22 protein-coding genes, 1 tRNA gene and 1 pseudogene are annotated in these 25,450 nt (G+C 62.2%); 18 read left to right on the top strand and 6 right to left on the bottom strand.

The features are described from left to right. Positions 1-17: 17 nt before the first annotated feature. A complete protein-coding gene (gene wrbA, locus AYM40_RS14060) occupies positions 18-620 on the bottom strand; it encodes an NAD(P)H:quinone oxidoreductase (RefSeq protein ID WP_063496748.1) in 603 nt (200 codons plus the stop codon). A gap of 137 nt (positions 621-757) precedes the next feature. Here wrbA and AYM40_RS14055 point away from each other — a divergent pair, with 137 nt between their 5' ends. Continuing rightward, positions 758-2,071 (top strand): YihY family inner membrane protein, encoded by a 1,314-nt coding sequence (locus AYM40_RS14055; RefSeq protein ID WP_181448424.1) that lies wholly within the window; start codon positions 758-760, stop codon positions 2,069-2,071. A 26-nt stretch (positions 2,072-2,097) separates the two neighbouring features. Here the strand turns inward: AYM40_RS14055 and AYM40_RS14050 are convergent, their stop codons facing one another. From AYM40_RS14050 to AYM40_RS14040, 3 genes and pseudogenes are all read right to left on the bottom strand, one after another. Further along, positions 2,098-2,418, bottom strand: coding sequence for an Mpo1-like protein (locus AYM40_RS14050; protein WP_063496747.1), 321 nt, complete (start codon positions 2,416-2,418; stop codon positions 2,098-2,100). Positions 2,419-2,618: 200 nt separating this feature from the next. Next, the gene (locus tag AYM40_RS14045; RefSeq protein WP_063496746.1) at positions 2,619-3,452 is read right to left on the bottom strand and encodes an alpha/beta fold hydrolase; all 834 of its coding nucleotides are present in this window, start codon (positions 3,450-3,452) and stop codon (positions 2,619-2,621) included. A 317-nt stretch (positions 3,453-3,769) separates the two neighbouring features. Continuing rightward, positions 3,770-5,095 (bottom strand): annotated as a pseudogene (locus AYM40_RS14040) (O-acetylhomoserine aminocarboxypropyltransferase); the annotation flags it as partial. A gap of 239 nt (positions 5,096-5,334) precedes the next feature. On the opposite strand from AYM40_RS14040, the gene AYM40_RS14035 reads away from it, so the two are divergent. From AYM40_RS14035 to AYM40_RS14020, 4 genes are all read left to right on the top strand, one after another. Further along, positions 5,335-5,799: a CBS domain-containing protein gene (locus tag AYM40_RS14035; RefSeq protein ID WP_063496745.1), complete on the top strand. Its 465-nt coding sequence runs from the start codon at positions 5,335-5,337 to the stop codon at positions 5,797-5,799. 144 nt (positions 5,800-5,943) lie between these two features. Then, positions 5,944-7,881, top strand: coding sequence for an MFS transporter (locus AYM40_RS14030; RefSeq protein ID WP_063496744.1), 1,938 nt, complete (start codon positions 5,944-5,946; stop codon positions 7,879-7,881). 240 nt (positions 7,882-8,121) lie between these two features. Next, positions 8,122-9,222, top strand: coding sequence for a chorismate synthase (gene aroC / locus AYM40_RS14025; protein ID WP_063496743.1), 1,101 nt, complete (start codon positions 8,122-8,124; stop codon positions 9,220-9,222). Positions 9,223-9,269: 47 nt separating this feature from the next. Beyond that, on the top strand, positions 9,270-10,745 hold the full coding sequence (locus AYM40_RS14020; protein WP_063496742.1) for a tetratricopeptide repeat protein: 1,476 nt from the start codon (positions 9,270-9,272) through the stop codon (positions 10,743-10,745). A gap of 156 nt (positions 10,746-10,901) precedes the next feature. Here the strand turns inward: AYM40_RS14020 and AYM40_RS14015 are convergent, their stop codons facing one another. After that, complete coding sequence (locus tag AYM40_RS14015) at positions 10,902-12,575, bottom strand: electron transfer flavoprotein-ubiquinone oxidoreductase (protein ID WP_063496741.1); 1,674 nt, start codon at positions 12,573-12,575, stop codon at positions 10,902-10,904. Positions 12,576-12,766: 191 nt separating this feature from the next. On the opposite strand from AYM40_RS14015, the gene AYM40_RS14010 reads away from it, so the two are divergent. Next, positions 12,767-13,543 carry an SDR family oxidoreductase gene (locus tag AYM40_RS14010; protein WP_063496740.1) on the top strand — a complete coding sequence of 259 codons (777 nt, stop codon included), beginning with the start codon at positions 12,767-12,769 and terminating at the stop codon, positions 13,541-13,543. A gap of 95 nt (positions 13,544-13,638) precedes the next feature. Beyond that, entirely contained in the window at positions 13,639-14,070 is a 432-nt protein-coding gene (locus tag AYM40_RS14005) for an acyl-CoA thioesterase (protein ID WP_063496739.1), read from the top strand. A gap of 148 nt (positions 14,071-14,218) precedes the next feature. Here AYM40_RS14005 and AYM40_RS14000 read toward each other — a convergent pair whose 3' ends face one another. Further along, on the bottom strand, positions 14,219-14,764 hold the full coding sequence (locus AYM40_RS14000; protein ID WP_063496738.1) for a LuxR C-terminal-related transcriptional regulator: 546 nt from the start codon (positions 14,762-14,764) through the stop codon (positions 14,219-14,221). A 273-nt stretch (positions 14,765-15,037) separates the two neighbouring features. On the opposite strand from AYM40_RS14000, the gene AYM40_RS13995 reads away from it, so the two are divergent. The 11 genes from AYM40_RS13995 (at position 15,038) to pheS (ending at position 25,358) form a co-directional block, all read left to right on the top strand. Continuing rightward, positions 15,038-15,742, top strand: coding sequence for a CoA transferase subunit A (locus AYM40_RS13995; protein WP_063496737.1), 705 nt, complete (start codon positions 15,038-15,040; stop codon positions 15,740-15,742). 2 nt (positions 15,743-15,744) lie between these two features. Next, positions 15,745-16,386, top strand: coding sequence for a CoA transferase subunit B (locus AYM40_RS13990; protein ID WP_063496736.1), 642 nt, complete (start codon positions 15,745-15,747; stop codon positions 16,384-16,386). 348 nt (positions 16,387-16,734) lie between these two features. Continuing rightward, the gene (locus AYM40_RS13985; protein WP_063496735.1) at positions 16,735-17,646 is read left to right on the top strand and encodes an alpha/beta fold hydrolase; all 912 of its coding nucleotides are present in this window, start codon (positions 16,735-16,737) and stop codon (positions 17,644-17,646) included. A 96-nt stretch (positions 17,647-17,742) separates the two neighbouring features. Further along, positions 17,743-18,096 carry a RidA family protein gene (locus AYM40_RS13980; protein WP_063496734.1) on the top strand — a complete coding sequence of 118 codons (354 nt, stop codon included), beginning with the start codon at positions 17,743-17,745 and terminating at the stop codon, positions 18,094-18,096. A gap of 74 nt (positions 18,097-18,170) precedes the next feature. Continuing rightward, positions 18,171-20,414 (top strand): RelA/SpoT family protein, encoded by a 2,244-nt coding sequence (locus AYM40_RS13975; RefSeq protein WP_063496733.1) that lies wholly within the window; start codon positions 18,171-18,173, stop codon positions 20,412-20,414. Between the two features lie 129 nt (positions 20,415-20,543). Beyond that, positions 20,544-20,620, top strand: a tRNA-Val gene (locus AYM40_RS13970). A 251-nt stretch (positions 20,621-20,871) separates the two neighbouring features. Beyond that, on the top strand, positions 20,872-22,779 hold the full coding sequence (thrS, locus tag AYM40_RS13965; protein ID WP_063498014.1) for a threonine--tRNA ligase: 1,908 nt from the start codon (positions 20,872-20,874) through the stop codon (positions 22,777-22,779). 49 nt (positions 22,780-22,828) lie between these two features. Beyond that, positions 22,829-23,353, top strand: a complete 525-nt coding sequence (gene infC / locus AYM40_RS13960) for a translation initiation factor IF-3 (RefSeq protein ID WP_075643546.1) — start codon at positions 22,829-22,831, stop codon at positions 23,351-23,353. A gap of 247 nt (positions 23,354-23,600) precedes the next feature. Next, a complete protein-coding gene (rpmI, locus tag AYM40_RS13955; RefSeq protein WP_012433738.1) occupies positions 23,601-23,798 on the top strand; it encodes a 50S ribosomal protein L35 in 198 nt (65 codons plus the stop codon). 29 nt (positions 23,799-23,827) lie between these two features. Next, positions 23,828-24,187, top strand: a complete 360-nt coding sequence (rplT, locus tag AYM40_RS13950; RefSeq protein WP_006052502.1) for a 50S ribosomal protein L20 — start codon at positions 23,828-23,830, stop codon at positions 24,185-24,187. A 157-nt stretch (positions 24,188-24,344) separates the two neighbouring features. Further along, the gene (gene pheS, locus AYM40_RS13945) at positions 24,345-25,358 is read left to right on the top strand and encodes a phenylalanine--tRNA ligase subunit alpha (RefSeq protein ID WP_063496731.1); all 1,014 of its coding nucleotides are present in this window, start codon (positions 24,345-24,347) and stop codon (positions 25,356-25,358) included. Positions 25,359-25,450 lie beyond the last annotated feature (92 nt).

Here is a 25,450-nt window from a genome sequence, read left to right as displayed (position 1 = left end):
GCGTGCATTCGGCTCGCTCACGGCCGTTCGCTCATGGACGCCGCCGTGCGGGCAACGCGTGCGCCGAGGGCGATCGCAAGCGTTTTCTCGTCGGCAGAGATGCCCTGTTCGGCCGTGCCCGCGCGAGCGAAATGCGACGCGCCGTAGGGCGTGCCGCCGGTTTGCGTGGTGGAGAGCGCGCTCTCGGTGTACGGAATGCCGACGATCAGCATGCCGTGATGCAAAAGCGGCAGCATCATGGACAGCAGCGTCGACTCCTGGCCGCCGTGCAAGCTGCCGGTGGACGTAAACACGCAGGCTGGTTTGCCGGACAGCGCGCCCGAAAGCCATTGCGGCGTGGTGCCGTCGAGAAAATATTTCAGCGACGCGGCCATGTTGCCGAAGCGGGTCGGCGAACCGAGTGCGAGACCGGCGCATTCTTCGAGGTCGCGCAGTTCGACGTAGGGCGGTCCTTCAGCGGGAATATCCGGCTGGGTCGCTTCGCAGACGGCGGACACCGCCGGCACGGTGCGCACGCGCGCCTGCATGCCGGGGACGCTGTCGACGCCGTGCGCGATCGCCAGCGCAAGCTCGCGCGTGGCGCCGTGACGGCTGTAATAGAGCACGAGAATGTCTTTCATAGGCCTCATCGGTGAACGGGTATTATAGGGGGTGGGTCCGCTGCACAGGCCATCCATAGCCATTCATAGCCATTCGGCCAGGCCTCGCGCAAGGTCCTGAACCACCGTTTTATGAAGCAGGAGGTACGGAGGTGGGTTTGTTGTCCAGGGTGCGTTTCGATCTCGACACGCTCAAACGGCTCGCGCAGTTTGCGGCGAAGCGCAGTAGCGAAGACCGCATTCCACAGGTGGCCGGCAGCCTCACGTTCACGACCATGCTCGCGCTCGTGCCGCTCGCCACGGTCGCGTTTGCGCTGTTCACCGCCTTTCCGCTATTCAGCTCGTTTCAGATGTCGCTGCAGATTTTCTTGGCCGACCATCTGATGCCCGCGCAGCTCAACAGTCAGATTTTCGATTATCTGAATCAGTTCGCGTCGAAGGCCAAGAGCCTCACGACCATCGGCATGATTTTTCTGTTTGTCACCGCCGTGATGACGATGATGACCGTGGAATCCGCTTTCAACGTGATCTGGCGGGTGCGCAAGGCGCGGCCGATCGCGCAGCGCATCCTGGTCTACTGGGCGATCATCACGCTTGGCCCGATTCTGATCGGCGTGAGCCTGTCGACTTCTTCCTATCTGTTCACGCGGTCCATGGCGTTTACGGCCGTCCAGCATATTCCTTCGGTGATCGACTGGGCGCTGACCGGCGCCGCGCTGCCATTGACGGCGCTCGCCTTCACAATGCTTTACGTGTTTCTGCCGAACTGCCGGGTGGAGTGGCGTGATGCGGTGATTGGCGGAATTACTGCTGCGATCGCCTTCGAACTCGCCAAGCGGGGCTTTGGCTATTACGTGCGCCGGATTCCCACCTACACGACGGTGTACGGTGCATTTGCCGCTGTGCCGCTATTCCTGGTGTGGATGTACCTATGCTGGTTCATCGCGCTGGCCGGCGCGATGATCGCGTCGGCGTTGCCGGCGATCCGTATCGGCCAGTTTCACCGGCCGACTTTCGAGGGCAGCGATCTGTTCGATTCGCTCGAACTCCTCGCGCGGCTCTCCGAAGCGCGCGATGCGGGCAAGCGCGGCTACACGGTGCCAGAACTCTCGCGAATGCTTCGCCGCGAGATGGATACCACGATCAAGCTGCTGCAAAAGCTTGAAGAGATCGAGTGGATCGCGCGCTTGCAGGACGACGACACGCGTGCGCACTTCCTGCTGCTGGCCAATCCGGCGCAGATCACGGTCGAACGTTTGTTCAGTCTGTTCGTGATCGACCGCGCGGAACTCGAATATCAGCTTGAACTGAACTCTACGCGTGTGGATGGCCAGACGCTTCTGGCGGCGCTGGAAAACGACAAGCTGAAAGTGACGCTTGCTACGCTGCTGGCGGCGCGCGCCGCCGCGCGGGCAGCGCGCGCCCTGGAGAGCGAACAGGGCACGTCTTCAATGCCGCATCAGGCTGCATGAGCAGGCCGCCTGAGGCGGCAGCAAACCTACAGCGAAATCTTCCCCACGCAAATGTCCTTGAACATCGCCCAGTCGCCCATCAGGCTATAAAGCGGATGCCGGAAGGTAGCCGGCCGGTTTTTCTCGAAGAAGAAATGCCCGACCCAGGCAAAGCCATATCCGCAGATGACGGCAGCCGGCAGCCATAGCCAGTCGCCGGTGGCGAGCGCCATGGCGAGGCAACCTATCACGCCGAGCGACCCTACGAAATGCAGCCGCCGCGATACCGTGTTGCGATGCTCGCTCAGGTAGTACGGATAGAACTCCGCGAAACTCGCGAAGTGATCGGTGTGCGCGGTTTGAGCCATCACGGCCTCCGAATGTCGACGCTACTCGATTCCGTGCCCGTCGCTCCCAGGTTGCTTCGCCGTGCGCTGACATTGCTCGGAACGCGCTCGAAACAGGACAGGCTTGACCCATTGTGCGGCTATCGGGGCAGGCGCGCAACCTGGCCATTCGGCCGATGGCGCGCGTCTGCCTGTGCGGCTATCGTGACGACTCGCAGCAACTATTGAACGGCGCTGGCGGCCTTCGAGGCGAAGCTGAACAGCGCGTCGAGCGTGGCATCGGGCTGCTCGGTCATCAAGGCATGGCCGGCTTCGAGCATGACCGTGCCGACCGGTACGCCGGCTTGAGAGAGCGCGTCGGCGAGCGCTTTGGCCGCGCGCGGCGGCGTCATCGCATCGCGCCGGCCCACGATCAATCGCGTTGGGCAACGCACCTCAGCGGCGCGTGCGAGGCCGTCCGCATAGCCATTGCAGGCGGTGAAGTCGGTGTGGAACAGGTCAGGCTCGCCGCTCGCCGAGACACGCTCCATCAGCCGCTGGTTCATGCCGTGCAGCCAGAAGCCTGGGCCGGGGCACGACGGCTTGGCGGCGAGCGTCGAATGCGACCATTGATTGACCATACCGATTGCATCGGGCTCGCGATGCAGGGCGGCGTCGAGCAAGGTGTCGGAGACGGCCATCGGCACGGCGGTGGCGAGCAGCGCCAGGTGCGTCACGCGCTGCGGATAGCGACCGGCGAAGTCGAGTGCGATCAGCGAGCCCATGCTGTGGCCGGCCACGAATGCGCGCTGTACGCCGGCGGCGTCAAGCAGGGCTGCCAGCCAGTCGGCCATTGCTGTCACGGTGGTGAGCGCCGGGCCGGCGCTGCGGCAGTGTCCGGGCAGGTCGACCGCCAGGACGCCAAAGCCGTGATGCGCGAAGTAACGCGTTTGCAATGCCCACACGCTATGGTCATGCTCGGCGCCGTGGATGAACACGGCGGTCGGCAGGCTGGCGTCGAATGGTTTGCCGCCGGTGTAGGCGTAGGCGGGCTTGCCTTGAACGGTGACGATCATGCGGACTCCGGGCGGGGTTTGGCCGCATCGGCGGGCGGGTCGGATGGGTTGCCTTGAGTTGGCGCGGCGGATGAACTGGAGAGGATGTCTTGGGCCGAAGCTGCGGATGAACTGGAGGGGCTGCTTTGGGCCGAAGCGGCGGATGAACTGGAGGAGCTGCTTTGCGCCGAAGCGGCGGATGAACCGGAGGGGCTGCTTTGGGCCGAAGCGGCGGATGAACCGGAGGGGCTGCTTTGGGCCGAAGCGGCGGATGAACTGGCGAGGCTGCTTTGCGCCGAAGCAGCGGACGAGCTGGAATGGATGTTTTTTGCCATGCTGGACGGACCGGATGATCCACTCTCAGGCGCGGTCGTCCCACCCGCTTTCTGCGCGGCTTTCAGCGCGCGCTTGAGGTCGTCGATCAGATCGTCGGGGTCTTCAAGGCCGATCGACAGGCGGATCGTGCCTTCGGCGATGCCGGCTGCGGCGAGCGCGGCGGCGTCCATGCGGAAGTGCGTCGTCGATGCGGGATGGATGACCAGCGAGCGCGCGTCGCCGACGTTCGCGAGATGCGAGAACAGCGAAAGCGCTTCAATAAAGCTGCGTCCGGCGGCGCGGTCACCGCGCAGATTGAAGCTGAACACCGCGCCGGCGCCGCGTGGCAGCAGACGCTTGGCAAGCGCATGGTCCGGATGCGATGGCAGCTCCGGGTAGGCGACGGCTTCGACGGCAGGGTGCGCACACAGGAATTCGACCACCTTGCGCGTATTCGCGACGTGCCGTTCCATGCGTAGCGGCAGCGTCTCGATGCCTTGCAGCAGTTGCCAGGCGGCCTGGGGATGCAGGCACGCGCCGAAGTCGCGCAAGCCCTCGCGGCGCGCGCGCAGGAGGAACGGTGCGACTGTGCTTTCCTCGGCGAATATCATGCCGTGAAAGCCCTCGTACGGCTCGGTAAATTCGGGGAAACGACCGGATGCGTTGAAGTCGAACGTGCCGCCGTCCACGAGTACGCCGCCGATCGTGGTGCCGTGGCCGCCGAGGAATTTGGTCGCCGAGTGATAGACGAAGTCGGCGCCATGCTCCAATGGCTTGAGCAGATAGGGCGTAGTGAAGGTCGAATCGACCAGCAGCGGCACGCGGTGCTCATGTGCGAGCTGTGCCACCGCGGCGATGTCGAGCACGTCGAGCCCGGGGTTGCCAAGCGTCTCGCCGAACAGCAGGCGTGTGTTGGGGCGCAGCGCGGCGCGCCACGCGTCAAGATCACCCGGTTTGACGAAGGTCGTCTCGATACCGAAGCGCCGCAGCGTGTAGTGCAGCAGGTTGTGCGAGCCGCCGTACAGCGCGCTGGAGGCGACGATATGGGAGCCGGCACCCATCAAGGTGGCGATCGCCAGATGCAGTGCTGCCTGGCCGCTGGCCGTGCCGATCGCGCCTGCGCCGTTTTCAAGCGCGGCAACGCGCTCCTCGAACACGGCCACGGTCGGATTCGAGATGCGCGAATAGACGTGGCCGGCGCGTTCCATATTGAAGAGCGCTGCGGCGTGGTCCGAGTCGCGGAACGAAAACGAGGTAGTCTGGTAAATCGGCGTGGCGCGCGCGCCGGTGCTTGGGTCGGGCGCTGCGCCGGCGTGCAGCGCAAGCGTATCGAAACGGTTGGCGGACATCCTGGGCGGCGAGGCCACGGACGGCCTCGCGAAAGGTGAAAGTGGCGGCCATCCTATCACCGGCATGGATCGCTTCAAGCGCGGTTTTCCCGATGCGCACGGTCAGGATGGCGCCGGGCCGACCTTGCAAATGCCCGTTGCGCCTTGGTGGGCGGGCCGCTTTCCTTTTATGGGCCTTTCCGCTAGGATCGAAAGTCAATTGGACACTATCAGCTTAGCGGGTATCACGGAGACATATCATGCGAGTCAGCGACATTCTTAAAGTCAAAGGCAACACCCTTTTCACGGTCACGCCAGATACAACGCTGCACGACGCAGTCAATACCATGGCCGAACACGATATCGGCTCGCTGGTCGTGATGGAATATGGCGACCTCGTCGGCATGCTGACGTTTCGCGAAATTATTCTGACCTTGAGCAAGCACGGCGGCAGCCTCGGTACCTCCACGATCCGCAAGTTGATGGACGACCATCCGCTCACCTGTACGCCCGAAACGGACGTCAACGAGGTTCGCCGCATGATGCTCGAGCATCATGTGCGCTATTTGCCGGTGCTGGAAAGCCGCAGGCTGATGGGCGTGATCTCGTTCTACGACGTCGCGAAGGCGGTCGTCGAAGAGCAGGGCTTCGAAAACCGCATGCTCAAGGCTTACATCCGCGACTGGCCGGAAGAACCGCAAGACCAGCAACCGTCGCCGCGTTAACTAGCTAACGCGCGGTGGCTCACCGCGGCGCTCGCGCCGTTGCCGTGAGTGCGAAGATGCGGTCAAGGCGCGCGCGAAAGCGTGCGCTTTTTTTGCGCCCGGACCTTTCCCATTTGTTGCTCTTTTAGCCGGTTCCCGAACTTCATGAGCGATCGTCCGTTGCCTGCTGCCCGCCGTGCCGCCCGCCCTCACGAGGCGCATGAGTCGCAGTTCCGCCTGCTCGGCGAGCGCCGTTTCGCGCCGTTTTTCTGGACCCAGTTCCTCGGTGCGATGAACGACAACGTGTTCAAGATCGGCTTCACGTCGCTTGTCACGTATCAGGCGGCGCGCTTTTCCGGTGTCGATCCGAAGACGGCGGCGTTCCTGATTTCGGCGATCTTCATTCTGCCGTTCGTGCTGCTGTCGGCCACCTCCGGCCAGATCGCGGACAAGTACGACAAGGCGATGCTCACGCGTTTCGTCAAAAGTTTCGAAATCGTCGTGATGCTGATCGGTGGCGCGGGTTTCTGGCTGCATAGCGCGCCGCTGCTGTATCTGTGCACGTTTCTGATGGGCGTCCATTCGACTGTGTTCGGGCCGGTCAAGTATTCGTACCTGCCGCAGCATCTGTCGAAGTCGGAACTGGTCGGCGGTAACGGGATGGTCGAGATGGGCACCTTCGTCGCGATCCTGATCGGCACGATCGTCGGCGGTGTGGGTGCGGGTTTCGTCGAGCATGGCGCCGTGGTGCTGGCCTGCGCATGTGTCGGGATTGCGCTGGTGGGGCGGCTGGTGTCGAACTTCGTGCCTGTCACGGCGGCGCCGCAGCCCGATCTGCGCATCAACTGGAATCCGGTCAGTGAGACGTGGCGCAATCTGAAGCTCGCGCGCGAAAACCGGACGGTGTTTCTGAGCCTGCTGGGGATTTCCTGGCTGTGGTTCGTGGGCGCGACCTTTCTGTCTTCCTTTTTCAGCTTCGCGAAAAACGTGCTGTCCGCCGATCCGGACGTCGTAACCGTGCTGCTCGGCACGTTCTCGATCGGCATCGGCATCGGCTCGCTGCTGTGCGAAAAGCTCTCGAAGCGGCGCATCGAAATCGGCCTCGTGCCGCTCGGCTCGATCGGCATGAGCGTGTTCGCGATCGATCTATTCTTCGCGAGCCATGCGCTGCCAGCTGCCGGGCATCTCCTGAGCGTCGGCGAATTCCTCGTGCGGCCCGCCCATTGGCGCGTGCTGGCCGATCTGTTTCTGCTGGCCATGTTCGGCGGCCTCTATAGCGTGCCGCTCTATGCGCTGATCCAGAGCCGCAGCCAGCCGAGCCATCGTGCGCGCATCATCGCAGCGAACAATATTCTGAATTCGCTGTTCATGATCGTCTCGGCGTTGATGGCGATGGCGCTGACAGCGGCGGGCTTCAGCATTCCGGCGATTTTCCTCGTCACGGCGCTGCTGAACATTGTCGTCGCGACGTACATCTATTCGCTCGTCCCCGAGTTTTTGCTGCGCTTTATCGCCTGGGTGCTGGTGCATACGTTCTACCGGATTCGTCTGGTTCATGCCGAACGGATTCCGGAAGAGGGCGCGGCCGTGCTGGTGTGCAACCACGTGAGCTTCGTCGATGCGATCGTCATCATGGCCGAGAGTCCGCGGCCGATCCGCTTCGTGATGGACCATCAGATCTTCGAGTCGCCGTTCGCCGGCTGGGTGTTCCGCCATGCGAAGGCGATTCCGATCGCGCCCGCCCATCAGGATCTGGCGCTGCTGGCGCGCGCCTATGAGCGCTGCGCCGAGGCGCTCGCCGAGGGCGATCTGGTCTGTATCTTCCCGGAAGGCAAGCTGACAAAGACCGGCGAAATGAATCCATTCCGCCACGGCGTAACCGAGATCATCCGTCGCGCGCCGGCGCCGGTGATACCGATGGCGCTGCGCGGACTGTGGGGCAGCGTGTTTTCGCGTGCCAACGACGCGCGCTGGCCGCGACCGATCCAGAAGGGCGTGATGAGCCGGCTGACGCTGGCGGTGGGTGAACCGATCGATCCGGTCGAGGCGACGCCGGAAGTGCTGCAGCAGATCGTCTCCGAGTTGCGCGGAGCGCGGAAGTAGAGCGGCCGGATAACGGTTTGCCGACGGGGGGCGGAGCGCAAGCTGCGGCGTCACGGAATTCGCGGTTGTGTGCCGGTTTGTGGTTTGTGTCCCGTTGCGGCAGGAATTCCTGCGCTTCCACCTGCGGCCCTGCTACCGCCAGAGACTTGTCCGGAAGGCATAGACCGGCGCGCGCTGCGGTTCGAGCCCCTTGAGGGCTGGCATAATGGCGGCTTCCCCGCATTTCTTTGGACGACGCCCATGTCCGGCAACACGCTCGGTACGCTTTTCACTGTCACGACCTTCGGCGAATCGCACGGCCCCGCTATCGGCTGCGTGATCGACGGCTGCCCGCCCGGCATGGCGCTTGGCGAAGCCGATATCCAGTTCGAACTCGACCGCCGCAAGCCGGGCACGTCGCGCCACGTTACGCAGCGTCAGGAAGAAGACAAGGTCGAGATCCTGTCGGGCGTGTTCGAAGGCCAGACCACCGGCGCGCCGATCGCGCTGCTGATCCGCAATACAGACCAGCGCAGCAAGGACTACGGCAATATTGCGGACACCTTCCGGCCCGGTCACGCCGACTACACCTACTGGCAGAAATACGGCATTCGCGATTATCGCGGTGGTGGCCGTTCGTCGGCCCGTCTGACTGCACCCACGGTGGCGGCCGGCGCGGTAGCGAAGAAATGGCTGCGCGAAAAATTCGGTACCGAGATCCGCGGCTACATGGCGGCGCTAGGCGAGATCGACGTACCGTTCGTCGACTGGGTGCACGTGCGTGAGAACCCGTTCTTCGTGCCGAATGCTGGGATCGTGCCGGAACTCGAAAACTACATGGACGCGTTGCGCAAAGACGGCGACTCGATCGGCGCGCGTATCAACGTCGTGGCTTCGGGCGTGCCGGTCGGGCTTGGCGAGCCGCTGTTCGACCGCCTCGACGCGGACATTGCGCACGCCATGATGGGCATCAATGCGGTGAAGGGCGTCGAGATCGGCGCGGGCTTTGCCAGCGTCGCGCAGCGCGGCTCGGTACACGGCGACGAATTGACGCCGGAGGGCTTCGTCGGCAATCACGCGGGCGGCGTGCTCGGCGGTATTTCGACCGGGCAGGACATCACGGTGTCGATCGCGATCAAGCCGACTTCGAGCATCCGCACGCCGCGCCGCTCGATCGACAAGGCAGGGCAGCCGGCCATCGTCGAAACGTTCGGGCGCCATGACCCGTGCGTCGGCATCCGTGCCACGCCGATCGCCGAATCCATGCTTGCGCTGGTGCTGATCGACCACGCACTGCGCCACCGTGCGCAATGCGGCGATGTCGCTGTGAGCACGCCGAAGATCGCGGCGAGCGCGCCGTAAAGAACGCGCTCCGAGTGTCTTCGTACTGTGCGCGCAACATCATATCAATGACCGATTTGAATATCGAGCCGGCAGATAGCCAAGTCGCGAACCTGCGAGCGCGTGCCGCCGCCCCGCATGCCGGCGCGGCCGACTGCCTCGCCTTCGGACAAACGCTGCTGCAGCACGCTGGCCGCGGCAAAGCTGCCCAGCGCGAAGCGCTTGCAGCGCTCGTGCGCGCCTATCAGCTCGATCCCTCTTGCGAACCCACACTGCTTCACACGATTGCGCAGACGGCGTTCGTCGTGCGCGACTGGGCACTCGTCGATTCCGCCACTACGCTGCTTCTCGAACGGAACACCGAAGACGCCAACGCGCTGATCTGGCGCGCCGCCGCCGTGCAACAACGCAACGACTTCGACACGGCGGAGCGGCTGCTGCGCGAAGCGGTGCGTGTCGTGCCCGGTAATCCGGTGGCGCTTCACAAGCTCGCGTTGTGCATCAAGGAGCAGGCACGTTTCCAGGAAGCGGAAGCCTTGCTCAGGCAGGTGCTTGCTTTGTCGCCGAATAACGCGCATGCGCTGTTCGATCTGTCGGAGCTCGAAATCCGCACGGCACGTTTCACCGAAGGCTGGGCGCATTACGAGTCACGTGTCGCGTTCGGCGACGATTTGAATAACGCGCAGCATGCGCTTGCTGCGATCAGCGCGCATTGGCAGGGCGAATCGCTGGAAGGCAAAACGCTGATCGTGTATGGCGAGCAAGGCAACGGCGACTGCCTGTGGGCGGTGCGCTTTCTGCCGCTGCTGGCCGAGCGGGCGCGACGCGAAGGCGGCCGGGTGATTTTCGGTCACGACGGGCCCTTGCGGCATCTATTCGAACGAATGCTGCCGGCCGACTTGCCGCTCGAAACGAACCTTGAAACGCGGCCTGATTTCCATTGCGGGTTGATGAGCTTGCCGCTGCGGCTTGGCGTCTTCGATGCAAAAGGGTGGGGCGCGCCGTATCTGGGCGCTGAGCCCGCGCGTGTGCAGGCGTGGCGCGAGCGGGTCCAGGCGCACACGGCCGGCAAGCCGGGTAATCGCAAAGTCGGTCTGGTGTGGAACGGCAATCCTGACCATATCCGCGATAGGCGGCGGTCGGTGCCCGTCGAGCAACTCGAGCCGCTATTGAGCGTGCCCGGTGTTACCTGGTTTGCGGTGTCGCCCGGGCGCAGCGAGACGGTCGCGCAGTGGCGGGCACAGCGTCTCGATATAGTCGACTTGACCCATCATTTTCAGTCCGGATTCGACGACGTCGCTGCGTTGCTGGCGAATCTGGATCTGGTCGTCACGATTGATAGCGGACCGGCGCATCTGGCGGGAGCGCTCGGCGTGCCGACGTGTTTGATGATCGATCATGTGTCGGCATGGTTTTGGGGCGATGAATCGCGCACCACGGACTGGTATGACGCTATTGAGCTCTTTCGGCAGCCTGAGATTGGTGCGTGGGCGCCGGTGCTGGCCAAGGTGCGAGAGCGGATTGAACTGATGCGGGGCGTTTGAGCTTTTTGCTTCGCGGCGACGTTGGCAGTGCGTCTGCCGTGGATGCCGCTTTGTCTTTTGCACGCCCGGAGCGATCAACTGCCTTTCCGGAGCGATCAACTGCATGCCGTGCGCGGACAGACAAACAAGCTCCGCGCACGGCAAACAAACACCGAATCACATATTCGGGTAATTCGGCCCACCGCCGCCCTCAGGCGTCACCCAGACGATGTTCTGGGTCGGGTCCTTGATGTCGCAGGTCTTGCAGTGCACGCAGTTCTGCGCGTTGATCACCAGCCGCTCGCTGCCGTCGTCGTTCTTCACGAACTCGTACACCGCAGCGGGGCAGTAGCGTGACTCCGGACCGGCATAGGTCTGCCAGTTCACATTCACCGGCACCGAAGGATCTTTCAGCGTCAGGTGGGCCGGCTGGTTCTCTTCATGGTTGGTGTTCGAGATGAACACCGACGACAGGCGGTCGAAAGTCAGCTTCCCATCCGGCTTCGGATAAACAATCGGCTTGCACTGCGACGCCGGTTTCAGCATCTCGTGGTCGGAATGGTGGTGATGCAGCGTCCAGGGCACGTTACCGCCCAGCAGTTTCTGCTCGATGCCGACCATCAGCGTGCCGAGGTACAGGCCCTTGCTCATCCACTGCTTGAAGTTGCGCGCACGATGCAGTTCGGTGTGCAGCCACGACGTCCTGAACGACTCCGGATAGGCCACCAGTTCATCAGCCTGACGTCCTGCCTGCACGGCATCGAATGCCGCTTCAGCGGCCAGCATGCCGGTCTTGATTGCCGCGTGCGAACCCTTGATGCGCGATGCGTTCAGGAAGCCCGCATCGTCGCCCACCAGCGCACCGCCCGGGAACACCAGCTTCGGCAGCGACATCAGGCCGCCCGCCGTAATCGCCCGTGCGCCATACGACACCCGCTTGCCGCCTTCGAGCACCGCGCGGATCGCCGGATGCGTCTTGTAGCGCTGGAACTCCTCGAACGGCGACAGATACGGGTTCGTGTAGCCGAGGCCGACCACGAAGCCCACCACCACCTGGTTGTTGTCCATGTGATAGAGGAACGAGCCACCGTACGTGTCGTTTTCCAGCGGCCAGCCGGCGGTATGCATCACCAGACCCGGCTTGTGCTTCGAAGGATCGATTTCCCACAGTTCCTTGATGCCGATCCCGTGGACCTGCGGATCGACGCCTTCGCGCAGCTTGAATCTGTCGTTCAGTTGACGGCCGAGGTGCCCGCGTGCGCCTTCGCAGAACAGCGTGTATTTCGCATGCAGTTCCATGCCGAGTTGGAAATTCTCGGTGGGTTCGCCGTCCTTGCCAATCCCGAGGTTGCCGGTCGCGACACCCTTGACCGAGCCGTCGTCGTTGTACAGAATTTCCGCCGCCGGAAAGCCCGGAAAAATCTCCACGCCCAGCGCCTCGGCCTGCTGACCCAGCCAGCGCGTGACATTCGCGAGGCTGATCACGTAGTTGCCGTGGTTCTTGAAGTTATCCGGCAGCGCCCAGGTGGGCACGCTCTTCGAACCGGTTTCGGTGAGGAACAGGAATTTGTCTTCGGTCACGTCCACCGTCAGCGGCGCGCCTTTTTCCTTCCAGTCGGGGATCAGTTCGGTGATCGCGCGCGGATCCATCACCGCGCCCGACAGGATATGCGCCCCGATCTCCGAGCCTTTTTCCAGTACGCACACGCCAATCTCGACGCTTTTCTCAGCTGCCAGCTGCTTCAGGCGGATCGCGGCCGACAGGCCAGCCGGGCCGCCGCCGACGATCACGACGTCGTATTCCATCGACTCGCGTGGACCGTATTGCTCAATGAGACTTGCGGGGGTCATTGATGCTCCTCTTGTTACCGTTAGAATGCTTTTTTCGGGATCGTATTGTGGGCGATGGCCTCCGCAACTGCAACCAGATGAGCAGAGATTAGCACGATCGTACTATTTCTGTGATACGGTATGACCCGCACTGAGGGTCTTGCCGCATCTGTCAATCGCGTCTGTAACAACAACCGAACAAGGGAACGACAATGGGCCGTTCGATCAATCTGGAAGGCAAGGTCGCGCTGATCACCGGCGCCTCGAGCGGGTTGGGGAAGCGCTTTGCTCAAGTATTGTCGCAGGCTGGCGCCAAGGTCGTGCTGGCGAGCCGCCGCACCGAGCGTCTGAAAGAGTTGCGCGCCGAGATCGAGGCCGCCGGCGGCGCGGCGCACGTTGTCTCGCTCGACGTCACGGATTATCAGAGCATCAAGTCGGCCGTTGCCCACGCGGAAACCGAGGCGGGCACGATCGACATTCTGGTGAACAATTCAGGCGTGTCGACCACGCAGAAGCTTACGGAAGTCACGCCGGCCGACTTCGAATACGTGTTCGACACTAACACGCGCGGTGCTTTCTTTGTCGCCCAGGAAGTCGCCAAGCGCATGATCATGCGCGGAAATGGCGCGCAGAAGCCGTCATACCGGATCATCAATATCGCCTCGATGGCGGGCTTGCGGGTGCTGCCGCAGATTGGCCTGTACTCGATGAGCAAGGCCGCCGTCGTTCATATGACGAAAGCCATGGCACTGGAGTGGGGCAAGCACGGCATCAATGTGAACGCCATCTGCCCGGGCTATATCGATACCGAGATCAACCATCATCACTGGTCAACCGAGCAGGGACAGAAGCTGGTGTCGATGCTGCCGCGTCATCGTGTCGGCAAGCCGGAGGATCTGGACGGGCTGTTGCTGCTGCTGGCGGCCGACGAATCGCAGTTCATCAATGGCTCGGTAATTGCCGCCGACGATGGCTTCGGGCTCGCCTGAACACGGCTTTGGGGCGCTGTTGTGGGTTTTTGTATCATGTTTGCGCCGGCTCATGCGCCGGTTTCACCCTTGTTTCAACCCGTTAAAGAAGTACGATGAACGATTTTCACGCAGTTTTTGAGATGTCGATGCCGATCCGCTGGGGCGACATGGACGCATTCGGCCATGTGAACAACACGGTCTATTTCCGTTACATGGAGCAGGTGCGGATTTCCTGGTTCGAACAACTGGGTCTGGCCGGCAGCAACGCCGACGGGCAGGGGCCGGTGATCGTCAATGCATCGATGGAGTTTCTCAAGCAGTTGCACTATCCCGGCGATGTGATCGGCCGGATGTCCGTAGCCACGCCCGGGCGCAGCAGCTTTGACACGGGGTTCGAGCTCGTGCGCGCCGACGATCCGAACACCGTCTATGCACGTGGCGCTGCGCGCTGCGTGTGGATCGACTACGCCGCCGGCAAGTCGGTGCCGGTTCCGGATCTGCTGCGCGCGACCATCGAGCGCGCGGCGCTGGTTAAAGCGGCCTGATCGCCTGGCCCTTGTAACAAGCGCGTGGCCGCGCCCGCAATCGAACCTGGAGCCATTCTCACGTTCGCTGCGGGTGGCCTCAAGGCCGGCTTCTCACCGAGCCGGCACCCGATTCCGGCCCCAATGCCCGAGCCCCAATGTCCGAGCCTCAGTGCCCGAGCAAACGCTGCAGTAGCTCGGTCGCGTTCCCTGTATCGTATTTGCGCATCAGCCGCGCGCGGTAGACGTCGACCGTGCGCGGGCTGATATCCAGCACCCGTCCGATCTGCTTGCTGGTTTTGCCCGTCACCAGTTGCGCGGCGATTTCCCGCTCGCGCGGCGTTAATTCGACCGCCACGCGCCGTGTCGCGCTCAAATCCTCGAAAGTCCAGACACCGGCGGCGTGCGGGTCGGCGCGTTGCTGCGCGCGGCCGGTCACGTGGCACCAGAACAATTCCCCGTTGGCCCGCTTCATGATCCGGTCGTCCGCGTAACTGCCCTGGGCGGTCATGATCGGCGGAATCCGCGTGCCGATCCGTTCGAATTCGTCCGTCGACGGGTACAGCACCTGGAACGACTGGCCGAGCAGCGCCTCGCGCGTGCAGCCGAATATCGACGCCAGTTCGTCGTTGCAGTCTTCGATGATCCGTTCGCGCGACAGCACGAGTCCGATCGGGGCGAGGTGAAACGCGGTTTGGTAATCCAGTGCGGGCATGGGTTGGCGGCAAGTACTTATGTATTTTTGCGTATTGTGCCGCATGGCGCGCCCAGCGTACTCTTTCGAGCACATAACAACGCGGCGAAACGTTCGCAGCAGGCATTGGCGCGAGGCACGATAACCCGAGCGCACAGCCGGCCGCGGATGACTAGAATGACGTGTCGGGCGTTTGCCCGCTGAACGTCTTATCGAAGTCGCAAAGATCCGGCGGCCGGTGTACCGGCGGCCGGCGCTCCGGTTTCGGGTTTCCATAAAGGAAGGGACATACTGATGAACAAGGTCTATCCAGGCGCCGCCGAGGCGCTGAAAGACGTCGTCAAGGACGGGCAGACGTTTGCCGTCGGCGGCTTCGGGCTGTGCGGCATTCCCGAGGCGCTGATCGCGGCGCTGCGCGATTCGAAGGTGCAAGGCATCACCTGCATCAGCAACAATGCGGGCGTCGACGGTTTCGGCCTCGGCCTGCTGCTCGAAACGCGCCAGATCAAGAAGATGATCTCGTCGTACGTGGGCGAGAACAAGGAGTTCGAACGCCAGTATCTGGCCGGCGAACTCGAACTGGAATTCACGCCGCAAGGCACGCTCGCCGAAAAGCTGCGTGCCGGCGGCTCGGGCATTCCGGCCTTCTTCACGAACACCGGCTACGGCACGCTGATCGCCGAGGGCAAGGAAACCCGTCAGTTCGGCGAGAACCACTACGTGCTCGAACACTCACTGACGGCCGACGTCGCTTTGGTCAAGGCATGGAAAGCCGACAAATCGGGCAACCTGATCTATCGCCGCACCGCGCGCAACTTCAACCCGATGTGCGCGATGGCCGGCAAGATTACCGTCGCGGAAGTCGAGGAAATCGTCGAAGTGGGCGAACTCGATCCGGATGCGATCCACACGCCGGGTATTTTCGTGCAACGCATTGTGCTCAATGCGCATCCGGAAAAACGCATCGAACAACGCGTCGTCCGCGCGAAAGGAGACTGATCATGGCATGGACTCGTGACGAAATGGCCGCGCGCGCGGCGAAGGAATTGCAGGACGGCTTTTACGTGAACCTCGGCATCGGCTTGCCGACGCTGGTGGCGAACCACGTGCCGGCCGGCGTCGAAGTATGGCTGCAGTCGGAGAACGGCCTGCTCGGCATTGGCCCGTCGCCGACGGAAGAAGAAGTGGACGCCGACCTGATCAACGCCGGCAAGCAGACGGTGACCACGCTGCCGGGTTCGTCGATTTTCTCGTCGGCGGATTCGTTCGCGATGATTCGCGGCGGTCACATCAACCTGGCGATTCTGGGCGCGATGCAGATCAGCAAGAAGGGCGACCTGGCCAACTGGATGATCCCCGGCAAGATGATCAAGGGCATGGGCGGCGCGATGGATCTGGTCGCGGGCGTCAAGCGCGTGGTCGTGCTGATGGAGCACGTCGCGAAGGGCGACCAGCACAAGATCCTCGAAGAATGCACGTTGCCGCTGACGGGCGTGGGCGTGGTCAATCAGATCATTACCGATCTCGGCGTGATCGAAGTAACCGAAGACGGTCTGAAGCTGACTGAGCTGGCGCCGGGCGTCAGCGTCGAAGAAATCAAGGCGAAGACGGGCGCGCCGCTGGATGTGAGCGCGGTGAGTTGAATGGTGTTGTGAGCCGCCGGCCTCGGTCCTTGTGACGGAAGCTGGCGGCAACGCAAGTTGCCTTGTGGGTCGTGGGCGGCTTATGAAGCGAGTTGAAGCGAAGTTGTAAGCGGGCGAGGCGCGAGTCTCGCCCGTTTTGTTTTGGTGCCGTCTTTTCGTGCCGTATTGCGCTGCTCGCGTCGGAGCGCCTGCGCTGCGGCTTTTACCCTGGGGCATCCTGGTCAGTCTTAGGCCGTTCGGCCGATCCTTGCCGCGCGGCAAAGCGGTTTACAATCGTTTGAAGATTCGACATTCATTTCCCGCCGCTTGGTCTGCGGCGAGCCCAAGGCGCTTTTGCAAGGAACCCAGATGACCGAAACGTCCGCTTCCACCGCCGAGCGGCCCGCGCCGCGCCAACGTTATGTGCAGTGCGCGAGCCCTGGCGGCTTGCACCGTATCGCCTACACCGAGTGGGGCGACCCGGCCAACCCGCGTGTGCTGCTGTGCGTGCACGGCCTGACGCGCTCGGGGCGCGATTTCGACCGCATCGCGGCGGAATTCGCCGGCACTTACCGCGTGGTGTGTCCGGATGTGGCGGGGCGGGGCTTGTCTTCGTGGCTCGCGAACCCCAACTTCTATGGCGTGCCGCAATACGTCGCCGACATGGTCACGCTAATCGCGCGCCTGAACGTAGAGACGGTCGACTGGTTCGGTACCTCGATGGGCGGTCTGATCGGGCTCGCGCTGGCCGGCCTGCCGGAAACACCGATCCGCAAGATGCTATTGAACGACGTCGGTCCGCATCTCGAGCCGGTGGCCGTAGAGCGCATCGGCGATTATCTCGGCAAGCCCGTGCGTTTCGAATCGCTGCAGCAGGGCATCGATTACGCTGCGTTGCTGGCGCAAACCTTCGGTCCGCTCACGCCAGAGGAATGGCGCGAGATCAATACGCCGCTTTTGCACGAACAGGACGGCGCATGGTTGTTCCGCTACGACCCGCGGATCGCGCAGCCGTTTACCGCGATAACCGAAGAAGCGGCCAAACTCGGCGAGGCCGCGCTGTGGCATTCGCTGGCTGCGTTTCAGGGGCCGGTACTGGTGGTGCGCGGTGAGCAATCGGATCTGCTTTCTCGCGAGACCGTGGCCAGGATGGTCGAGACCGGGCGCGCCGTATCGAGCGCGGAAATCGCGGGTGTCGGGCATGCGCCGGCGTTTCTGTCGGCCGATCAGATTGGCCTCGCGAGGGAGTTCTTTATCGGGCCGGCCGCTGGCGCGTCATAATGTAGAGTTCCGCGCGGCGTCCTTGACTGGGTGCAATGCGCGGGCGCAATGCGGAACGCATCTGCGATCAACTTTCAACCAACCTCAGGATTCTTCATGGCAGTCATTCGTCATCACGTCGGCAAGCGCCTCTCGGAAATCGCTGTCTACAACGGCACCGTGTACCTCGCAGGCCAGATCGCCGAAGACGCGGATCAGGACATCACGGGCCAGACGCGCGAAGTGCTTGGCCACATCGACCGTCTGCTGGCTGAAGTGAACAGCGACAAGTCGCACTTGCTGTCCGTGCAGATCTACATTTCGGACATGGTGCACTTCGCCGGTATGAACGCGGTGTGGGACGAGTGGGTTGCACAAGGCGCCACGCCGCCGCGCGCTACCGTCGAAGCAAAGCTCGCTAACCCGAAGTGCCTCGTCGAAATCGTCGTGGTCGCGGCGCAGCGCGATTGAGCCTGGCTCAAGCCCGGTCTCGCAGTTGTTGTTGAAATTCCGTTGATCCGTCTGGCCCGGTGGGCCGTCGCACCATGACTACCGAAATCGTTACGAGCACGCCGGCACCCATCCCTTCCTTCGACGAAGCGATGGTATTCGTGCGCGAACATGCGGGCGAAGTGCGGCTCTCGTCGGGCGAGTTGCTGGCGGATCATGCGGCGGGTACGGCGTCGATCATGCGCACGCTCAACGTCGATCCGCCGGCTGTGCTGGCTGCGGCCTTGTTCGCGCTCACGCCGCATCTGCGGGACCCGGAGCGCGTGATTGCCGATAACTTCGGTGAAGAAGTCGCGCAACTGGTCGGCGACGTGCGCAAGTTGCTGCGCCTGGGTACGGTGAGCATGCGCGCCGCGCAGAATGCGATGCCTGAGGCGGGGCGCGATGCGCAGGCCGCGCGCCGCGCCCAGGTCGAGGCGCTGCGCAAGATGCTGCTCGCGTTCGCACAGGACATTCGCGTCGTGCTGATACGGCTCGCGTCGCGCTTGCAATCGCTGCGTTATTACGCGGCGGCGAAAATCACGCCGTCGCCCGACGTCGCGCGTGAAACGCTCGATATTTACGCGCCGCTCGCCAACCGGCTCGGCATCTGGCAACTGAAATGGGAGCTTGAGGATCTCGCGCTCCGTTTCGAAGAGCCGGTCACTTACAAGCGCATCGCCAAGCTGCTCGACGAGAAACGCGTCGAGCGCGAAAGTTATGTGGCGCAGGCGATCGAGCGGCTGCAGCGGGAGTTGGCCGCGGCGAATGTAGAGGCCGAAGTCAGCGGCCGGCCCAAACATATCTACAGCATCTGGCGCAAGATGCATGGCAAGGAGCTGGACTTCGCCGAGCTGTACGACGTGCGCGCGTTTCGCGTGATCGTGCCGGACATCAAGGATTGCTACACGGTGCTCGGCATCGTGCACAACCTGTGGCAGCCGGTGCCGAAAGAGTTCGACGACTACATCTCGCGGCCCAAGCCGAACGGCTATAAATCGCTGCACACGGTCGTGATCGGCGACGACGGCCGCGCGTTCGAAGTGCAGATTCGCACGCAGGAAATGCATCAATTCGCCGAGTACGGCGTGGCGGCGCACTGGCGCTACAAGGAAGCGGGCACGCGGGGTTACGGCGGGCAGTTCAGCGCCAATGAGAAGTACGACGAGAAGATTGCGTGGTTGCGTCAACTGCTCGCGTGGAAAGACGATGTCTCGGAAGGCGAGCACGGCGAGAAGCGCGCCGCCCAGCCGTGGGAGCAACTGCGCCAGGCTACGCTCGACGACGACCACATCTACGTGCTCACGCCGCAAGCGCGCGTGATTCCGTTGCCGCACGGCGCGACCCCGGTGGACTTCGCGTACCACCTGCATAGCGAACTGGGGCATCGCTGCCGTGGTGCGCGTGTCGATGGCGCGATGGTGCCGCTCAACACGCAGTTGCAGAACGGTCAGACGGTCGAGATCGTCGCGGTTAAAGAGGGCGGTCCGTCGCGTGACTGGCTCAACCCGCAACTCGGGTATCTGCAGAGCCATCGGGCGCGGCAGAAAGTGCGCGCGTGGTTCAACGCGGTCGAAGTGCAGGAGCACATCGCGAGCGGTCGTGCAATGGTCGAAAAGACCCTGCAGCGCGAGGGCAAGACGTCGGTCAATCTCGATCAGCTCGCCGCCAAGCTCGGTTTCAAAACTACCGACGATCTGTTCTCGGTGGTCGGCAAGGAAGAGTTTAGTTTGCGGCTCGTCGAGCAGGCGCTGCACGATGCGCCACCGCCCGAGCCTGTGGTTGAAGCGCCGGAACAGTTCGAGAAACGCAGTAGCGGCGCGAGCGTCGCCCGCGGGGCTTCTACGGGCGTGCTGGTGGTTGGCGTCGACGCCTTGCTCACGCAGCTCGCGCGCTGTTGCCGTCCCGCACCGCCTGACGACATCAGCGGCTTCGTCACGCGCGGCAAGGGCATGTCGATTCACCGCAGCGATTGCCCGACCTTCCTGCGCATGGCCGATCGCGCGCCGGAGCGTGTGTTGCAAACCGCATGGTCGGCAGATGTCATGAGCGGCCGCGGGCAATCGGTCTATCCCGTCGACCTCAGCATCGAGGCAACGGATCGGCAAGGTCTGCTGCGCGATATCTCCGAAGTTTTCGCGCGCGAGAAAATGAATGTGATCGGCGTGAAGACGCAATCGCGTCGTAACGCTGCGTTCATGCAATTCACTGTCGAGGTGTCGAGCGCTGCGCAAATTCAGCGCGCGTGTACCTTGCTCGGAGAAGTAACGGGCGTGATGCGCGCTTCACGCAAGAATTGACGTACGGGCGAGGTGGCGGGTGCCAGCAGGCATCCGCTCAATGCGCTCGAGCATGTGAGTAGAAATTTAAAGTCGATGCATAAAAGTACTTGCCAAGCGGTGTGGGGCTCCATATAATCTCGTTTCTTCAGGCTCGTAGCTCAGCTGGTTAGAGCACCACCTTGACATGGTGGGGGTCGTTGGTTCGAGTCCAATCGAGCCTACCAACGAAAGAGAAATTCCGGTTTTGCCGGGGTTTCGCAAGCTGCAGTAAGCGCTTCGGCGCAAAAGGCAAATACGGTTATGGCACCGCGAACGTTGACCGAAACTACTTCGGAGCGACGCTAGTCGAGGACCACTTTCGCCACTGTAGTTAGCAGGAAATGTGAATGCGGCCCCTCGAAAGCGGGGCCGCATTTTTTTTGGTTTTTTGACCTGGTTGTATGTGCCGCCGCCGGTCGGCACCACGGAGAACGCAATGGTTTCGATACGTCTGCCTGACGGTTCTGTTCGACAGTACGAGCATCCGGTGACCGTCGCCGAAGTGGCCGCCTCGATTGGCCCTGGCCTCGCGAAGGCCGCGCTCGGCGGCAAGATCGACGGTGAACTCGTCGACACGTCCACGCTGATCGATCGCGACGTGGCGCTTGCCATCGTCACCGAGAAAGACGCAGACGGCCTCGATATCATTCGCCATTCCGCGGCGCACTTGCTTGCGTACGCGGTGAAAGATCTGTATCCGGAGGCGCAAGTCACGATCGGTCCGGTGATTGACAACGGCTTCTACTACGACTTCGCCTACAACCGCCCCTTCACGCCAGAAGATCTCGAGAAGATCGAAAAGCGCATGCAGGAGCTCGCGAAGAAAGACGAGCCGGTCTCGCGCCGCGTGGTGTCGCGCGACGAAGCCGTGGACTACTTCAAGAGCATCGGCGAAAAGTACAAGGCCGAGATCATCGAATCGATTCCGGCTAGCGACGAAATCAAGCTTTACTCGCATGGCGGCTTCACGGATCTGTGCCGTGGCCCGCACGTGCCGTCCACCGGCAAGCTGAAAGTCTTCAAGCTGATGAAGCTCGCTGGGGCCTATTGGCGCGGCGATTCGAAGAACGAGCAGTTGCAGCGCATCTACGGTACGGCCTGGACGAAGAAGGAAGACCAGGACGCGTATCTGCATATGCTCGAAGAGGCGGAAAAGCGCGATCACCGCAAGCTCGGCAAGCAACTCGATTTGTTCCACATGCAGGACGAGTCGCCGGGCATGGTGTTCTGGCATCCGCGTGGCTGGACGCTGTGGCAGCAAGTCGAGCAGTACATGCGCCGCCGCGTGAACAATGCCGGCTACCTTGAAATCAAGACGCCGATGATCATGGACCGTTCGCTGTGGGAGGCGTCTGGTCACTGGCAGAACTATCGTGAAAACATGTTCACGACCGAGTCGGAAAAGCGCGACTACGCGATCAAGCCGATGAACTGCCCGGGTCACGTGCAGGTGTTCAACCACGGTCTGCGCTCGTATCGCGATCTGCCGCTGCGGTACGCGGAATTCGGCTCGTGCCATCGCAATGAATCGTCGGGCGCGCTGCACGGTCTGATGCGCGTGCGCGGTTTCGTGCAGGATGACGCGCACATTTTCTGTACCGAAGACCAGTTCATCAGCGAATCGATCGCGTTCAACACGCTGGCAATGAGCGTCTACAAGGATTTCGGCTTCGACAATGTCGAGATCAAGCTGTCGCTGCGCCCGGATGCGCGCGCCGGCACGGACGAGACATGGGATCGTGCGGAGCAGGGCCTGCGCGAGGCGCTGACGGCGTGCGGCGTGACGTGGGAGGAATTGCCGGGCGAGGGCGCGTTTTACGGCCCGAAGGTCGAGTACCACATCAAGGACGCGCTCGGCCGCTCGTGGCAGTGCGGCACGTTGCAGCTCGATATGGTGCTGCCGGAGCGCCTGGGCGCCGAATACGTCGCCGAAGACAATAGCCGTCGCCGCCCGATCATGCTGCACCGGGCAATCGTCGGATCAATGGAGCGCTTTCTCGGTATTCTGATCGAGCACCATGCTGGTGCAATGCCGTCGTGGCTCGCGCCGATGCAGGTTGTGGTGATGAATATCGCGGAAAGTCAGGCCGAATATGCGCAGTCTCTAGCCCAATCGTTGCAAAAACAAGGGGTTAGAGTGGAGGCCGATTTGCGCAACGAGAAGATTAGCTATAAAATACGCGAGCACACGCTGGAAAAGGTGCCGTACCTGCTTGTGGTCGGCGACAAAGAGCGTGAAGCCCAAACGGTAGCCGTGCGTGCCCGTGGTGGTGTCGATCTGGGCGTGATGCCTCTCGATACCTTCATTGAGCGTCTGCGCCAGGACGTGCAGTCGTTCAACTGAGCCACTTGGCAGCCCGGCTCGTTTTTTTAATTTTTAGAGGAAACGTAACATCGCTACTGATAAGTCTGCGCACCGCATCAACGGTGAGATTACAGCACCTGAGGTGCGCCTGGTCGGCGTCGAGAACGAACCGCTCGGCATCGTGAAACTCGCTGATGCGTTCCGCATGTCGGAACAGCAAGACGTGGATCTGGTCGAAATCGCTCCGCAAGCGGTTCCGCCGGTTTGCCGATTGATGGACTACGGCAAGTTCAAGTACTCGGAAGCGAAGAAGCAGCACGAGGCCAAGCTCAAGCAGAAGGTCGTCCAGGTCAAGGAAGTCAAATTCCGCCCGGGCACCGATGACGGCGATTACAACGTCAAGCTGCGCAACCTCATCCGCTTCCTCGACGACGGCGACAAGACGAAAATCACGTTGCGTTTCCGTGGCCGCGAAATGGCTCACCAGGAAATCGGTATGCGCATGCTCGAGCGCCTGCGCACGGACCTCGACGAAGTCGGTCAGGTCGAGCAGATGCCGAAAATGGAAGGGCGCCAGATGATCATGGTGCTCGCACCGAAGAAAAAGAAGTAAGCGATTGGAGCGGCGGCGCGCCATGTGGTGCGCGCTCCGATTGCCAAAGATTGAAGCGATGCTGTGCCGGGGTCCGGCGCGGTATCGGCAGGTTTCGGATCGGTGCCTATGCAAATTGGTGCCGCGTTCTGAAAAGCGGCTGCCGGAGGTATCGGCGGTCTGCATACCAAGTGGAATGGGTTTCGAAGGGCGGGTAATGGCCATCTGGCCGACCGCACACCCATATCCATCTAATAATGGAGTTGTCATGCCGAAGATGAAGACCAAGAAGAGTGCTGCAAAGCGCTTCGTGGTGCGTCCGGGCGGTACCGTCAAGCGCGGTCAAGCCTTCAAGCGCCACATTCTTACCAAGAAGACCACCAAGAACAAACGCCATTTGCGCGGCTCGACGGCAGTTCATGATGCAGATATGAACTCCGTGCGCGCAATGCTGCCGTTCGCTTAACCCTTAACCGACACTCATAGGAGCAAGATATGCCTCGAGTAAAACGTGGGGTTACCGCACGGGCCCGTCACAAGAAGATTATCAAGCTGGCCAAGGGTTACCGCGGCCGTCGCAATAACGTCTATCGCATCGCCAAGCAGGCGGTCATGCGCGCAGGCCAATACGCCTACCGCGATCGCCGCAACAAGAAGCGTGTGTTCCGTGCATTGTGGATCACGCGTATCAACGCGGCGGTGCGTCAGCACGACATGACGTACAGCGTGTTCATCAACGGCCTGAAGAAGGCTTCGATCGAACTCGACCGCAAGGTGCTGGCCGACATGGCTGTGTTCGACAAGGCTGCTTTTGCTGCGATCGTTCAGCAGGTGAAAGCCGCCGTTGCAGCCTGATTGCGCTTTGGGCAATTAAACTGCGTGGTTCGTTGCAGCGAACATCCGGTAGTCTCGGTGCCGCTGCAACAAAAACGGGGCTCCTCACCGAGCCCCGTTTTTGTTGGTAGAACCAGTTTTGCAATGATTGAACACTGACGTTGAAATGATGGGATCAATGGATCTGGACCAGATTGTCGCCGACGCGCAAAAAGCCTTCGCAGAAGCCTCCGACGTCACCACCCTCGAGAACGAGAAAGCCCGCTTTCTCGGTAAATCGGGTGCGCTGACCGAGCTATTGAAGGGCCTTGGCAAACTCGATCCCGAAACGCGCAAGACCGAAGGCGCACGGATCAACCTCGTCAAGCAACAAGTGGAAGCCGCGTTGACGGCCCGCCGTCAGGCGCTGGCCGACGCGTTGCTGAACCAGCGCCTTGACGCTGAAGCCATCGACGTCACGCTGCCTGGCCGCGGCACCGGTGCAGGCAGCCTGCACCCGGTGATGCGCACATGGGAGCGCGTCGAACAGATTTTCCGGTCGATCGGATTCGACGTGGCCGACGGCCCCGAGATCGAAACCGACTGGTACAACTTTACCTCGCTGAACAGTCCGGAAAACCATCCGGCGCGTTCGATGCAGGACACCTTCTACGTCGACGGCAAAGATGCCGACGGCCGCCAGCTGCTGCTGCGCACGCACACCAGTCCGATGCAGGTGCGTTATGCCCGTACCAACACGCCGCCCATCAAGGTGATCGTGCCGGGCCGCACGTATCGCGTGGACAGCGATGCAACGCATTCGCCGATGTTCAACCAGGTCGAAGGCCTGTGGATCGACGAGAACATCAGCTTTGCGGACCTGAAGGGCGTCTACTCCGACTTCCTCAAGAAATTCTTCGAGCGCGACGATATTCAGGTGCGCTTCCGTCCGTCGTACTTTCCGTTCACCGAACCGTCGGCTGAAATCGATATGTTGTTCGAAACGGGCAAGAACGCCGGCAAGTGGCTCGAAATTTCGGGTTCCGGCCAGGTTCACCCCACAGTGATCCGCAACATGGGCCTCGACCCCGAGCGTTACATCGGCTTTGCTTTCGGCAGCGGCCTCGAGCGGCTCACGATGTTGCGTTACGGCGTGCAAGACCTGCGTCTGTTCTTCGAAAACGACCTGCGTTTCCTGCGTCAATTCGCCTGAACCGGCGCGTACGAACGCGACAAGCATAGAGCGCGGCATTGCACGCAGTGCGTGCCGCCCGCAGCGTCCCCGGCAGTGCCCAGTGAATCAAC

Origin of the sequence: Paraburkholderia phytofirmans OLGA172, from assembly GCF_001634365.1 — a bacterium.
Taxonomy (GTDB): domain Bacteria; phylum Pseudomonadota; class Gammaproteobacteria; order Burkholderiales; family Burkholderiaceae; genus Paraburkholderia.
The sequence above is the reverse complement of the archived record's forward strand: the minus strand, read 5'-3'. Positions and strand labels throughout refer to the sequence as shown.

Bases quoted from the DNA above. Each gene is read 5' to 3' on its own strand.
- aroC (WP_063496743.1), top strand. From the start codon at position 8,122: ATGTCCGGCAACACGCTCGGTACGCTTTTCACTGTCACGACCTTCGGC.
- AYM40_RS13990 (WP_063496736.1), top strand. From the start codon at position 15,745: ATGGCATGGACTCGTGACGAAATGGCCGCGCGCGCGGCGAAGGAATTG.
- AYM40_RS14030 (WP_063496744.1), top strand. From the start codon at position 5,944: ATGAGCGATCGTCCGTTGCCTGCTGCCCGCCGTGCCGCCCGCCCTCAC.
- AYM40_RS13980 (WP_063496734.1), top strand. From the start codon at position 17,743: ATGGCAGTCATTCGTCATCACGTCGGCAAGCGCCTCTCGGAAATCGCT.
- thrS (WP_063498014.1), top strand. From the start codon at position 20,872: ATGGTTTCGATACGTCTGCCTGACGGTTCTGTTCGACAGTACGAGCAT.
- AYM40_RS13975 (WP_063496733.1), top strand. From the start codon at position 18,171: ATGACTACCGAAATCGTTACGAGCACGCCGGCACCCATCCCTTCCTTC.
- AYM40_RS14045 (WP_063496746.1), bottom strand. From the start codon at position 3,452: ATGATCGTCACCGTTCAAGGCAAGCCCGCCTACGCCTACACCGGCGGC.
- wrbA (WP_063496748.1), bottom strand. From the start codon at position 620: ATGAAAGACATTCTCGTGCTCTATTACAGCCGTCACGGCGCCACGCGC.
- AYM40_RS14050 (WP_063496747.1), bottom strand. From the start codon at position 2,418: ATGGCTCAAACCGCGCACACCGATCACTTCGCGAGTTTCGCGGAGTTC.
- AYM40_RS14035 (WP_063496745.1), top strand. From the start codon at position 5,335: ATGCGAGTCAGCGACATTCTTAAAGTCAAAGGCAACACCCTTTTCACG.
- AYM40_RS14015 (WP_063496741.1), bottom strand. From the start codon at position 12,575: ATGACCCCCGCAAGTCTCATTGAGCAATACGGTCCACGCGAGTCGATG.
- AYM40_RS14020 (WP_063496742.1), top strand. From the start codon at position 9,270: ATGACCGATTTGAATATCGAGCCGGCAGATAGCCAAGTCGCGAACCTG.
- AYM40_RS13985 (WP_063496735.1), top strand. From the start codon at position 16,735: ATGACCGAAACGTCCGCTTCCACCGCCGAGCGGCCCGCGCCGCGCCAA.
- rplT (WP_006052502.1), top strand. From the start codon at position 23,828: ATGCCTCGAGTAAAACGTGGGGTTACCGCACGGGCCCGTCACAAGAAG.
- AYM40_RS14010 (WP_063496740.1), top strand. From the start codon at position 12,767: ATGGGCCGTTCGATCAATCTGGAAGGCAAGGTCGCGCTGATCACCGGC.
- AYM40_RS14005 (WP_063496739.1), top strand. From the start codon at position 13,639: ATGAACGATTTTCACGCAGTTTTTGAGATGTCGATGCCGATCCGCTGG.
- AYM40_RS14000 (WP_063496738.1), bottom strand. From the start codon at position 14,764: ATGCCCGCACTGGATTACCAAACCGCGTTTCACCTCGCCCCGATCGGA.
- rpmI (WP_012433738.1), top strand. From the start codon at position 23,601: ATGCCGAAGATGAAGACCAAGAAGAGTGCTGCAAAGCGCTTCGTGGTG.
- AYM40_RS13995 (WP_063496737.1), top strand. From the start codon at position 15,038: ATGAACAAGGTCTATCCAGGCGCCGCCGAGGCGCTGAAAGACGTCGTC.
- pheS (WP_063496731.1), top strand. From the start codon at position 24,345: ATGGATCTGGACCAGATTGTCGCCGACGCGCAAAAAGCCTTCGCAGAA.